This is a genomic window from Thermomonas sp. (assembly GCF_047606765.1).
GTDB lineage: Bacteria > Pseudomonadota > Gammaproteobacteria > Xanthomonadales > Xanthomonadaceae > Thermomonas.
In genome coordinates, this window is record NZ_JASGED010000028.1 from 1 (window position 1) to 12,169 (window position 12,169).

Sequence of the window (12,169 nt, forward strand, 5' to 3'; positions counted from 1 at the left end):
AGTGCTGGACAACGTTGTCAATAAAGTTTGAAAAAATATTTCACAAATCCCCATTCATGTTCGAAATAAGCCCGAAATATGCTGCATGGCAGCATGAGATATTTCTCCCGAATGCCGATACAAAGGCGTTTCACGGCAACGCTTCAGCACACAAACACGAATGGCCGTGGCAAAAATTTTCAGCTGGCGTCAAAAACCGCTGACTTCGCGCGTCAATCGGTCGCCTTTTCGGACATCTGCAGCAGTGGGCAGACCACCATCATCCATGCCGGCAACAACAGGGGAAAGGTCATCGAGCGTGTCACTGCGACGACCGCAAAGACGCCTGTTTCTTCATCAAGGATCGGGGTGTTGCCCTGCCGGAATTGGGCGATGCACCAAAAAAGAGGGGCCCGCAATGCGGGCCCCGATCCGGGGGTTACAGCCAGTAAAGCGGTGAATCAGAAGTTGTAACGGACGTTGACGTAGTACTGGCGACCGTTGCTGTAGATGCCACGCGGCCTGTCCGTGCTTTCCGCGTAGTACTTCAGCTTCTCGTTGGTCAGGTTCATGCCATCCAGCGTGATGCTGAGGTTCTCGTTGAACTTCCAGCCCACCGACGCAGACACCGAGCGGGTATCGTCCTGGTTGAAGGCGGAGCGACGATCCAGGCCATTGTAGAAATGCGAACGGAAGTTGTAGGCCACGCGCGCATTGAAGTGGTCATTCTCGAAATAGCCGATCAGGTTGTACACATTGCGTGAGGCACCCACCAGCGGCTTGCCGTTGTCTTCCTTGGCGTCGGTATAGGAGAAGTTGGCGCTGATGCCGAAGTGCTCGCCAATCGGCTGCTCCACTGCCAGCTCCACGCCCTTCGCCGAGCCCCGGGTGTTGATCGGCGAGGTCACCAGGTAGTCGCCGAGATAACCATTCGGATGTGCCTGATCGAAGGTCAGGAACTGCTGCACGCTCTGGCCCTGGCCGATGTAGCTGGACAGATCCATGTAATACGCACTGGCCGCCAGCAACGCACGCGGCGCGTAGTACCACTCCAGCGAGGCGTCGAAGTTGGTGGAACGGATCGGCTTCAGGTTCGGGTTGCTGGAAGAACCGCCGCCCACGTCACTCTGGCTGGCGGGCGGTGTCAGGCTCAGGCCACCGGCCAGCGCGGAGTAGTCCGGGCGGGCCAGGGTTCTGGTCACGGCGACACGCGCGACCAGATCGTCGCTAAGGTCAAACTTGAAGTTCGCGCTGGGCAGGATGTCGGTGTAGTCGTTGCTGACCACCTGCGGAGAGAAATAGCCCCACGCTGTATTGATGGAGCCGGTGGTCGAAGCGGTGCCGCCCGCCAGGTACTGCAACACGTCCTGGCTGGTCTTGACCACGCGCACGCCGAAATTGCCGCTCCAGGCATCGCCCGTCATGTTGAACTGGACATAGGCAGCCTGGGTCTTTTCCTTGAATCCGAACTCATAGACCGGGTAACGGCGTGCCACCGGATCACGATAGGCCTGCGCTGCGTTCCAGGCGTGCATCTGGTCGGCGGTGAAATACCAGATGTCGCGCGGGAAATTGCCGCCGATCCCGCTGGCGTAATCGCCCGGATAGTTCTGGTAGCCCTGCGGGAAGGTCGCAGCGTCGAACGGGGTGGCACCCCAGTTGGGGCCCTGCGCGATGACATTGGCGGATTCGCGCTCATGATTGGCGACGCGCACGCCGAACTCCATGGAACTGAAAATATCGTCGGAGAAGAAATACTCCGCGTCGATCTGGCCCCAGGTGTCCTTGTCCTCGATGTCCAGGTTCTGCAGGCCGAAAATCCAGTCCAGCGCCAGATCCGCCTGCGGTGCGTTGGTGGGCTGGTTGAGCGAGAACGAGGCACCTTCATCAATGCCGTTCAGACTCCACGATGCGCCTGCGCCGCCGACAGCCCATTCGGCCACGTCCTGGGTCGGCGTTTCACCATGGCCGGTCGAAGTGCCCAGCTTGAAATTGAGCTTCAGCGACTCGCTGGCCTGCCAGTCGGCATCGAAGGCGAGATAGGTGGTGCTGGCCTTTTCGTCCGGGCGCGCGATCATGTCGTACAGGCCGTACTTGGTGGTGGCGGCACCTGGAATGGTGGCGGACACCAAGGTGTTGTTCCTGACCACGTAGCCGGCATTCGGCACTTCACCGGCACCGATGGTGCGCGGGTTGTACAGCAGGTAGTTGCGGTTGTAGTTGGATGCGTCAAGGTCTGAAATGAAACCGGAGAAATCCAGGGTCAGCGATTCGGTGGGCTTCAACTGCACTTCCAGCAAGCCTCCGCGACGCTCGCGCTTCTGCTCGAACAGCGCTGCGCCAATCATGCGCGGATACCAGACGCCTTCAAGTTCAGGGTAGGCGGCAACCACCGGCGCGGTCGCGCCGTCAGCGGTGATGACGTCGTAGCCCAGCACTTCCACGCCATCGCGGCGCAGGCTGCGGTTCTCGTCGAACACCTGCAGCATCACGCCGGCGGTGGAAGCGGCGTTGCGGTAATTCAGCAACGCGCTGAACTGCGAATCCGCCTTGCCCGGGAGGTCGGAATACACACCACCGACCGACACATTGCCGGTGAACTGCTTGGCGAAGTCCAGCGGCTTGCGGGTGATGATGTCCACGCTGCCGGTGACGCCACCCTCGACCAGACTGGCTTGCGAGGTCTTGTGTACCACCACCTGGCTAACCAGCGACGAGGGCAGCAAGGTGTAGCTGACGCTGCGGCCGGCGTTGTCGCTCTGGTTGAGCACGAACCAGTCACCCGACGAAACCGGGTGGCCGTTGATCTGGGTCAGGGTCAGGCTGGGGTTGGTGCCGCGCATCGACACGCGGTCGTTCTCGTCGAAGCCACCTTCGCTGGCACCTGCGGAGCTGATGGTCACGCCGGGCAGGCGCTGCAGCGAGTCGGCCACGTTCTTGTCGGGCATCTTGCCGATGTCCTCGGCAGAGACCACTTCGACATGCGACTTGGCTTCGCGCTTCACATCGAGCGACTTTTCGACGCTGCCACGGATACCGGTGACCACCACCGTGTCCAGGTCCTTCGCGGCCTGCTCGGTCGTGGCGTTCTGGTCCTGTGCGTGTGCCACGCCGACCATGCCCAGCGCTGCCACGATGCTGATGCTCAAAACATTCTTGCGGACGTTCATTTCTGTTTCTCCAGGGCGGTTGTGGCTTCGGGTCCTTTCCATCGGATCCCTGGCCGCTTTGGTCAACGTGTTGCGGCAGCCTGTCCTTGCATGGCCTTGCCTTGGTTGTCGCGTTCTTGCAGGTGTTGCAGGTACCAGCCCGCCGCGCCGATCACGCCGAGCCTTTCGTTTTCCACCAATCGAACGGGTACGCGCTCCAGCACTGCACGCATCGCGCCCTTGTCGAGCAGGCGCGCATGGAAGTCGCTGTCCGGCAGGAAATCCACCAGCTGCGGGACGATGCCGCCGGCGACATGCACGCTGGTCGCCCCGGCGATCATCGCCAGGTCACCGATCACGCTGCCCAGCAGCGCGCAGAAGGTCTGCACCGCCTCCAGCGCCACCGCATCGCCTTCGCGCGCGGCCTGGCTGATCGCCGCCGGCGCGCGCAACAGTGCAGGCGCGCCATGCACTTCGCACAGCGCATCAAAGATGTTCACAAGACCGGGGCCGGAGACCAGTTGCTCGGTGCAGACATGCCGTGAGCGGCGCTGCAGCCAGCGCAGGATTTCGATTTCGCGCTCATTGCCGGGCGCGAACGCGGCCATGCCGGCTTCGGTCGGCAGCACCACAACACCCGTGCCCTGCGGAATGCAGATCGCCGCGCCCAGACCGGTGCCGGGGCCAATCACCAGCACCGGGCCGGCTTCGGCAGCGGCCACGCCCGGGGCAAGCAGGCGGGATTGCGACGCATCCAGCCGATGCACGCCATGCGCGGCAGCGGCAAAGTCATTGATGACGTGCAGCTCGCGCAGGCCCAGCGTGTCGCGCAGGTCTTGCAGCGAAATCCGCCACGGCAGATTGGAGTTGATGACTTCGCCATCCAGCACCACGCCGGCACTGGCGATGGACATGCGCGTGACGGCATCACGGCTGCCGCCACCGTCCACATGGCGCTTCGCGAAGTCCGCCAGGATCGCGGTCAGGCTGGGGTAGTCGGCGCAGGGATAACGGCGGTAATCCAGCACCTCGATGCTGCCATCCGCCAATGCGCGCACCAGACCCACGCGGGCATTGGTGCCGCCCACGTCGGCGGCGACGAAGCACTCTGCGGGCGCGTTTGCGCGCACGGCCTGCGGCCCGGTCGAAACCAGCCCTGCACTGCCTGCAACGTCCACTGCGCTTGCCATTCCCGCTTTCCCCTCGGTCATTGCGGCGGACTCTGCACAGGATTAGACAACGTTGTCAACAGTGCGCCATGAAATCCTTTCCAAAAGCCCTATTCAGGCATCAGGAAAGGGCAATTCATGTTGCACGACAGCATTGGTTGTCAGGGCAGGACAATGCTGTATCCGTTGATATGCAAGTGTTTCTGCGTGCGTAACGAAAATACATGACGGATTTTTCGACAACGTTGCACGCACCGTTGTCCTGTGCGTCAATCACCATCACTCTGCTCTTGAACCGGGCCACCACGGCCCGCCGCGCACACCGCCCCGGAGGTACGCCTGCATGACCACGCCCTTGCCCGCAACCCAGCCCAGCCGCTACGGCTCCATCGCCATCATCGGCGCGCTGTTTTTCATCTTCGGCTTTGTCACCTGGCTCAACGGGCCGCTGATTACCTTCGCGCAACTGGCCTTTGATCTGGATGAGGTCAATGCCTTCCTGATCCTGACCGCGTTCTTCCTGTCGTACTTCTTCCTGGCGATTCCCTCGTCGTGGATCCTCAAGCGCACCGGCATGAAGAAAGGGCTGGCGCTTGGCCTGTTCGTGATGGCCGTTGGCGCGGCGCTGTTCGGCGAGTTCTGCACGCAGCGCTGGTATCCGGGGGCGCTGGGCGGGTTGTTCGTGATCGGTGGCGGGCTTGCGCTGCTGCAGACGGCATCCAATCCGTACATCAGCATCCTTGGCCCGATTGAAAGCGCGGCGCAGCGCATCGCGGTGATGGGCATCTGCAACAAGATCGCCGGCATCCTTGCGCCCATCGTGATCGGGATGCTGGTGATGCAGGGCATCGGTGACCTGTCGGCGCAGGTGGCCGCCGCCGATGCCGCCACCAAGGACGCATTGCTGGATGCCTTCGCCGCGAAGATCCACGCGCCCTATCTGGTGATGGCGGGCCTGCTGGCATTGCTCGCCATTGGCGTGCTGTTCTCGCCCTTGCCGGAAATCGACCCGAACACCGCAAACACCTCTGCCGATACCGGCAGCAATGCGCGCGATGGCGGCAGCATCTTCCGCTACCCGCACCTGTGGCTGGGCGCACTATGCATCTTCACCTACGTTGGCGCGGAAGTGATGGCGGGCGATGCCATCGGTGCCTACGGCAAGGCCTTCGGCCTGCCACTGGATCAAACCAAGTTCTTCACCACGTTCACCCTCATCGCCATGCTGGCCGGTTACGTGGTGGGCCTGCTCGCGATCCCGCGCTTCATTTCGCAGCAGGATTACCTGAAGTGGTCGGCGGTGCTGGGCGTGTTGCTGGTGGTTGGCGCGTACTTCACCCGCGACTACGTATCGGTGGGGTTCGTGGCCGCGCTGGGCTTTGCCAACGCGATGATGTGGCCGGCAATCTTCCCGCTGGCGATCAAGGGGCTGGGCCGGCATACGGAGATGGGATCGGCGCTGCTGGTGATGGGCATCGTCGGCGGCGCGATCATCCCGCGCCTGTTCGCCGGGCTGAAGCAGACGCACGATTTCCAGCTGGTGTTCCTGCTGCTGATGGTGCCCTGCTACCTGTACATCCTGTATTTCGCCGTGCGCGGGCATCGCGCGGCAACCCGCATTTAACGGGCGACGGTTACCATGCCTGCCTTGGGTGCGACAGGCGCGCCCCGCCACCCAGAGGCCGCATTGCGCAAACCCACGATCAAGGACGTTGCCGCACGCGCGCAGGTGTCGCTGAAAACGGTCTCGCGCGTCATCAACGACGAGACCGGCGTGCATGCCAGCACCCGCGAGCGCGTGCAGCGTGCGGTGGCTGCGCTGGGCTACCGGCCCGATGCGTCCGCGCGCAGCGTGCGCACCGGGCAGTCGTATGCCATCGGCCTGCTGTACGACAACCCGAACCCGTACTACGTGATCGCGATGCAAAGCGGCGTGCTGTCGGTCTGCCGGCAGACCGGCTATGGCCTGCAGATTCATCCCTGCGATGCCTCATCGCCCACGCTGGCCGACGAGATCGTGCAACTGGTGAAGCATGCGCGGCTGGCCGGCATCGTGCTGGCACCGCCGATGTCGGAACGGCAGCCGCTGGTGGACGAACTGGTGGCAAACGGCGTGCGGCTGGTGCGCATCGTGTCCTCCACCACCGACCCGCAGGGCGGCAGCGCCTGCGTGTATGTGGATGACCGCGACGCCGCCTACGACATCACCGAACACCTGATCCAGCTGGGTCACCAGCGCATCGGCTTCTTGTGGGGCGGCAAGTCGCACGGCTCGTCATGGGAACGCCACAAGGGTTACGAAGATGCACTGCGCGATTACGGCATCGCACTTGATCCGGATCTGGTGGTGGAAGGCGATTACAGCTTCGACGACGGCTTCCGTGGCGCGCGCCGGTTGCTGGCATTGCCGCAGCCGCCCACCGCGATCTTCGGCAGCAACGATGAAATCGCCGCCGGCGTGCTGGCGGCGGCGCGGTCGGGCGGGCTCAATGTGCCGTATGACCTGTCGATTGCCGGCTTCGAGGACAGCCCGTTCTCCAAGCAGAGCTGGCCGCCGCTGACCACCGCCAAGCAGGCCACCGAGGAAATCGCCCGCCACGCCGCGCGGCGTTTGCTGCACGACATCCGCGAGGAACCCGACGCACCGGCACCGAACGAAGGCTTCAGCCCGGAGCTGGTGGTGCGCGGCTCGACCGCGCCGCCACGACCGAAGGGCTGAGTCGCCGGTTCGGGGGCGTGCCGAGCAAGACGGCACCTACGGGGGTTCCACAAACCAGTTGTAGATGCGGAGCTTGCTCCGCATGTTGTCGCACCGAAATAAATACCAATCTGCGCGTCTGACGCCTAATTTTGCCATTTGGTATTTGATTGGTATCATCCCGGCGTGGACACCTACCTGCTCGCCGAGTTCCGTCGCCAGGCCGAAGCGCATCGCGCGCCGGCCTATCAGCATCTGCGGCGCACCCTGCAACACGCCATCGAAAACGGCACCTTCAGCGCCGGCCAGGCGCTGCCGCCAGAACGCGAACTCGGCAAGCTGCTTGGCGTGTCACGGGTCACCGTGCGCAAGGCCATCGCCGGTCTGGTCGATGACGGCCTGCTGGTGCAGCGGCAGGGCTCCGGCACCTTCGTCGCCGAGCGCATCGTCAAATCGTTCTCGCTGCTGACCAGCTTCAGCGACGACCTGCGCGCGCGCGGGATGGATCCGAAGTCGGTGGTGCTGGAACGCGGCAGCGGCGGCGCAACGCCGGAGGAAGCGATGGCGCTGAACCTCTCGCCCGGCACGCAGGTGGCGCGCTTCTATCGTTTGCGTACTGCCGCCGGCCAGCCGCTGGCGCTTGAACGCAGCAGCGTGCCGCTGGCCCTGCTGCCCGACCCGGCGCAGGTGCGCGATTCGCTGTACGAAGCACTCGCCACGCGCGGCCTGCATCCGGTGCGCGCACTGCAGCGCCTGCGCGCGATCGCCTTCGATGCCGAGCAGGCACGCCTGCTGCAACTGCCCGAAGGCAGCCCCGGCCTGTTCATCGAGCGCCGCGCCTTCCTCGACGACGGGCGCGTGGTCGAGTTCACCCGTTCGTTCTATCGCGGCGATGCCTACGACTTCGTCGCCGAATTGCAGGCGTCATGAGCCTGCCCACCCTCAACTTTTCCGGAACCTTGCCGATGCACGCTGCCGATCACACCTGGATGCACACCGAAGCCGCGCAGGCGGCAGATGCCGTTGCCCGCCAGTTCGCCGCCAACGCCGCCACCATCGACGCGCTGGTGCAGCGCCTGCGCGCGCAGCCGCCGCACTTCATCGTCACCTGCGCGCGCGGCAGTTCCGACCACGCCGCCACCTACGGCAAATACCTGTTCGAAACCACGCTGGGGTTGGTGACGGCTTCGGCATCGCCATCGGTCGGCTCGGTGTATGCGGTGCAGCCGAAACTCGATGGCGTGCTGTTCGTCGCCATCTCGCAGTCCGGCAAGAGCCCCGACCTGCTGCGCAATGCGGAGATCGCCAAAGCCGGAGGCGCGCACGTCGTCGCGTTGGTGAACGTGGCCGACTCGCCGCTGGCGAAGCTCGCTGATACCGTGCTGCCACTGCATGCCGGCCCGGAGAACAGCGTGGCCGCGACCAAGAGCTACCTGTGTTCGCTGGCAGCGCTGCTGCAACTGGCGGCGCGCTGGAGTGGCGATGCCAAGCTGCTGGCGGCGGTGGATGCCCTGCCCGATGCGCTGCGCGCAGCATGGCAGCAGGACTGGTCTTCGCTGGTCGCCGGCCTGCGCCTTGCCAATCGCCTGTTCGTGCTGGGTCGCGGCTTGGGCCTGGGCGCGGCGCAGGAAGCGGCGCTGAAGTTCAAGGAAACCTGCGGCCTGCACGCGGAGGCATTTTCTTCCGCCGAGGTGAAGCACGGCCCGATGGCGCTGGTCGGCCCGGACTTCCCGGTGCTGGCCTTCGCGCAGGATGACGAGATCGGCGCTGGCACTGCCGGTGTCGCCGCCGAGTTCGGCGCGCGCGGTGCGCCGGTGTGGCTGGCGCGCCCCGGCGCGTCCGGCGCGGGCATCCTGCCGCTGCCGGCATCGCCGCATCCGGCCTGCACGCCGATCCTCACCGTGCAGGCGTTCTATGGCGCGGTGAATGCATTGTCGGTGGCGCGCGGGCACAATCCCGATGTGCCGCCGCATCTCAACAAGGTGACGGAGACAGTTTAAAGCCGTCATTCCGGCGAAAACCGGAATCCAGCTTTTTGCAAGGCAATGCAACACAAGAGATGGATCCCGGCTTTCGCCGGGATGATGAAGCGAACCCCAGACAGTCAAGCATGAACCCATGACCACGCACATCTTCCACAACGGCCACGTCCTGACCGGGCAGGGTTTTGAATCCAACACGAACGTGGTGGTGAAAAACGGCATCATTTCCGCCGTGTTGCGCGGTGATTTCCCGGCTTCCGGCGAGTTCATCGACCTGCAGGGTGGTTACCTCGTCCCCGGTTTCATCGACGTGCAGGTCAACGGCGGCGGCGGCGTGCTGTTCAACAACGACACCAGCGTGGATGCCATCGCCGCGATTGGTCGCGCCCATCGCAGGTACGGCACCACCGGCTTTCTGCCCACCCTCATCAGCGACGATGCCGAGGTCATGCAGCGCGCGATCACCGCAACACATGACGCCATCGCGGCAGGCGTGCCCGGCGTGCTCGGCATCCATCTGGAAGGCCCGTACATCGCGCCCGCGCGCAAGGGCACGCACGATGCCGGCAAGTTCCGCGTGCCGGGTGCCGATGAAGTGGCGATGGCGACTTCGCTGGACAACGGCATCACCCTCATCACACTGGCACCCGAGCGCGTGCCAGCAGACACGATCCGCGCGATGGCCGAACGCGGCGCAATTCTTTGCGCCGGGCACACCGCCGCAACCTATGAGGAAACCCTTGCCGGCATCGACGCCGGGATCGAAGGCTTCACCCATCTGTACAACGCGATGACGCCGCTGCAGGGCCGCGAGCCCGGCGTGGTCGGCGCGGCACTGGAATCGGACTGCTGGGTGGGCGTGATCGTCGATGGCGTGCATGTGCATCCGTACAACCTGCGCCTGGCGCTGAAACTCAAGCCGCCCGGCAAGGTGATGCTGGTGACCGATGCCATGCCGATGGTCGGCAGCGACAACCCGAGTTTCGATCTGTACGGCGAAACCATCACCGCCGTGGATGGCGTGGTGCGCAATGCCGCAGGTGCGCTGGCCGGTTCCGCGCTGGACATGGCCAGCGCCGTGCGCAACACGGTGCGGCTGCTGGGCCTGCCGCTGGATGAAGCCTGCCGGATGGCGTCGCTGTATCCCGCCGTGTTCCTTGGCATCGGCGACAGCCACGGGCGCATCGAACCCGGCTTTCGCGCCGATCTGGTGTTGCTGGACGAAGACGTGAACGTGCTGCGCAGCTGGATCGGCGGCATCGAATAAGAGCCCTTGCTCGTCACTCCCGCGTAGGCGGGGATGACAAGCAAAATCAGTGTGCCTGATCCCAGTTGTCCCCAACGCCGCTGTCAACGACCAGCGGCACGCGCAGTTCCGCCGCGCCGGCCATCAGCGCCGGCACGTCCACCAGCAAGGTGTCAACGAAATCCGCATCGGCTTCGAACACCAGTTCGTCATGCACCTGCAGGATCATCAGCGCGCGGTCGCGGTGGCCTGCCAGCCAGTCGTCCACGCGCACCATCGCGCGCTTGATGATGTCGGCGGCGGTGCCCTGCATCGGCGCGTTGATCGCGGCGCGCTCCGCGCCCGCACGCTGCGCCGCATTGCGCGAGTGGATGTAGTCCAGTGCCAGCCGTCTGCCGAACACGGTTTCCACGAAGCCGTCATCGCGCGCCTGCTGCCGCGTGCGTTCCATGAAGTCGCGCACGCCGGGATAGCGGCTGAAATACAGCGCGATGTAGTCCTGCGCCTCGCCACGCGACACGCCCAATTGCCGCGCAAGCCCGAACGCGCCCATGCCGTACATCAGGCCGAAGTTGATCGCCTTGGCGGCGCGGCGCTCGCTGGATGACACCTGCGCGATGGATTTGCCGAACACCTCGGCGGCGGTGGCGCGGTGAACGTCATCGCCCTGCGCGAATGCGCGCAGCAGCGCCGGGTCTTCGGACAGATGCGCCATGATCCGCAGTTCGATTTGCGAATAATCGCAGGCCACCAGCTTGCGCCCCTTCGGCGCAACAAAGGCGGTGCGGATGCGCCGGCCTTCCTCGCTGCGGATCGGGATGTTCTGCAGGTTGGGATCGGACGATGACAAGCGTCCTGTGGCTGCGCCGGCCTGGTGATAACTGGTGTGTACGCGGCCGGTATCCGGGTTCACCATCTCCGGCAACTTGTCGGTATAGGTGCTGCGCAGCTTGGCAAGCCCGCGATACTCAAGGATCACGCGCGGCAGTTCGTGCTGGTCGGCGATGGCTTCCAGCGCTTCTTCATTGGTGGAAGGCGCGCCGCCCGGCGTCTTCACCAGCGCAGGCAGCTTGAGTTCCTCGAACAACAATGCGCCGAGCTGCTTGGGCGAATCCAGGTTGAAGCTGCGCCCGGCCAGTTCGGTGGCTTTCTGCTGCGCAGCCAGCATGCGCCGGCCAAGCTCGGCGGATTGGCGACGCAGTTCATCGGCATTGACCATCACGCCATTGGCTTCCACCCGCGCCAGCACCGGCACCAGCGGCATTTCGATGTCACGATAGACCGACAGTAGTTTTGCATCAGCCGCAAGCTTCGGTTTCATCACCCGATGCAGGCGCAGGGTGATGTCGGCATCTTCGGCGGCGTACTTCGTTGCATCGTCCAGCGCCACCTGCGAAAACGCGATCTGCTTGACGCCCTTGCCTGCCACGTCTTCGTACTTGATGGTGTCGTAACCGAGGTGGCGCTTCGCCAGTGAATCCATGTCATGCCGGGCGATGCCGGCATTCAGCACGAAACTTTCCAGCAGGGTGTCGTCGGCATAGCCGCGCACATCCACGCCGTGCCGGCGCAGGACGTGCAGGTCGTACTTGCCGTGCTGGCCGAGTTTCTTCTTTGCCGGATCAGACAGCAGCGGGCGCAATGCATCCAGCACCACGTCGCGATCCAGTTGTGCAGGCGAGCCGGGATAGTCATGACCCAGCGGGATGTAGCAGGCCTTGCCCGGCTCCACGCAGAAACTCATGCCAACCAGGTTGGCGCGCATCGCGTCCAACGCATCGGTTTCGGTATCGAAAGCGAACTCGTCCGCCGCGCGCAGGCGTTCGACCCACGCATCCAGCTGCGCCTGCGTCTGCACGGTTTCGTATTCGCCCGCTGCGGACAGTGCAGGATCAATACCTTCGACCGTTGCCGGTGCAGCGGCAACAAAACCGCCTCCGCGCGCG

General features: G+C 64.2%; 9 protein-coding genes. 6 read left to right on the forward strand and 3 right to left on the reverse strand.

The window, feature by feature from the left end; genetic code table 11:
* Positions 1 to 203 (forward strand): hypothetical protein (locus QM612_RS03055; RefSeq protein WP_415252427.1); only part of this gene is annotated, 203 nt, incomplete at its 5' end.
* A 237-nt stretch (positions 204 to 440) separates the two neighbouring features.
* Here QM612_RS03055 and QM612_RS03060 read toward each other — a convergent pair.
* Both QM612_RS03060 and QM612_RS03065 read right to left on the reverse strand, forming a co-directional pair.
* The gene (locus QM612_RS03060; RefSeq protein WP_415252428.1) at positions 441 to 3,149 is read right to left on the reverse strand and encodes a TonB-dependent receptor; all 2,709 of its coding nucleotides are present in this window, start codon (positions 3,147 to 3,149) and stop codon (positions 441 to 443) included.
* A gap of 62 nt (positions 3,150 to 3,211) precedes the next feature.
* Positions 3,212 to 4,318 carry a glucokinase gene (locus tag QM612_RS03065; RefSeq protein ID WP_415252429.1) on the reverse strand — a complete coding sequence of 369 codons (1,107 nt, stop codon included), beginning with the start codon at positions 4,316 to 4,318 and terminating at the stop codon, positions 3,212 to 3,214.
* A 322-nt stretch (positions 4,319 to 4,640) separates the two neighbouring features.
* Between QM612_RS03065 and QM612_RS03070 the strand changes: the two genes are divergently transcribed.
* The 5 genes from QM612_RS03070 to nagA all read left to right on the forward strand — a co-directional run bounded on the left by QM612_RS03070 (position 4,641) and on the right by nagA (position 10,244).
* Positions 4,641 to 5,921: a sugar MFS transporter gene (locus QM612_RS03070; RefSeq protein ID WP_415252430.1), complete on the forward strand. Its 1,281-nt coding sequence runs from the start codon at positions 4,641 to 4,643 to the stop codon at positions 5,919 to 5,921.
* A 63-nt stretch (positions 5,922 to 5,984) separates the two neighbouring features.
* Positions 5,985 to 7,016 carry a LacI family DNA-binding transcriptional regulator gene (locus tag QM612_RS03075; RefSeq protein ID WP_415252431.1) on the forward strand — a complete coding sequence of 344 codons (1,032 nt, stop codon included), beginning with the start codon at positions 5,985 to 5,987 and terminating at the stop codon, positions 7,014 to 7,016.
* A 165-nt stretch (positions 7,017 to 7,181) separates the two neighbouring features.
* The gene (locus QM612_RS03080) at positions 7,182 to 7,925 is read left to right on the forward strand and encodes a GntR family transcriptional regulator (RefSeq protein WP_415252432.1); all 744 of its coding nucleotides are present in this window, start codon (positions 7,182 to 7,184) and stop codon (positions 7,923 to 7,925) included.
* A 35-nt stretch (positions 7,926 to 7,960) separates the two neighbouring features.
* Positions 7,961 to 8,995 (forward strand): SIS domain-containing protein, encoded by a 1,035-nt coding sequence (locus QM612_RS03085; protein WP_415252435.1) that lies wholly within the window; start codon positions 7,961 to 7,963, stop codon positions 8,993 to 8,995.
* 118 nt (positions 8,996 to 9,113) lie between these two features.
* Positions 9,114 to 10,244 carry an N-acetylglucosamine-6-phosphate deacetylase gene (nagA, locus tag QM612_RS03090; RefSeq protein ID WP_415252433.1) on the forward strand — a complete coding sequence of 377 codons (1,131 nt, stop codon included), beginning with the start codon at positions 9,114 to 9,116 and terminating at the stop codon, positions 10,242 to 10,244.
* Positions 10,245 to 10,290: 46 nt separating this feature from the next.
* Here nagA and polA read toward each other — a convergent pair.
* Positions 10,291 to 12,169 (reverse strand): DNA polymerase I (gene polA, locus QM612_RS03095; RefSeq protein ID WP_415252434.1); only part of this gene is annotated, 1,879 nt, incomplete at its 5' end.

Coding starts and splice junctions, on each gene's coding strand:
- QM612_RS03065 (WP_415252429.1), bottom strand. CDS start 4,318: ATGGCAAGCGCAGTGGACGTTGCAGGCAGTGCAGGGCTGGTTTCGACC.
- QM612_RS03070 (WP_415252430.1), top strand. CDS start 4,641: ATGACCACGCCCTTGCCCGCAACCCAGCCCAGCCGCTACGGCTCCATC.
- QM612_RS03060 (WP_415252428.1), bottom strand. CDS start 3,149: ATGAACGTCCGCAAGAATGTTTTGAGCATCAGCATCGTGGCAGCGCTG.
- nagA (WP_415252433.1), top strand. CDS start 9,114: ATGACCACGCACATCTTCCACAACGGCCACGTCCTGACCGGGCAGGGT.
- QM612_RS03085 (WP_415252435.1), top strand. CDS start 7,961: ATGCACGCTGCCGATCACACCTGGATGCACACCGAAGCCGCGCAGGCG.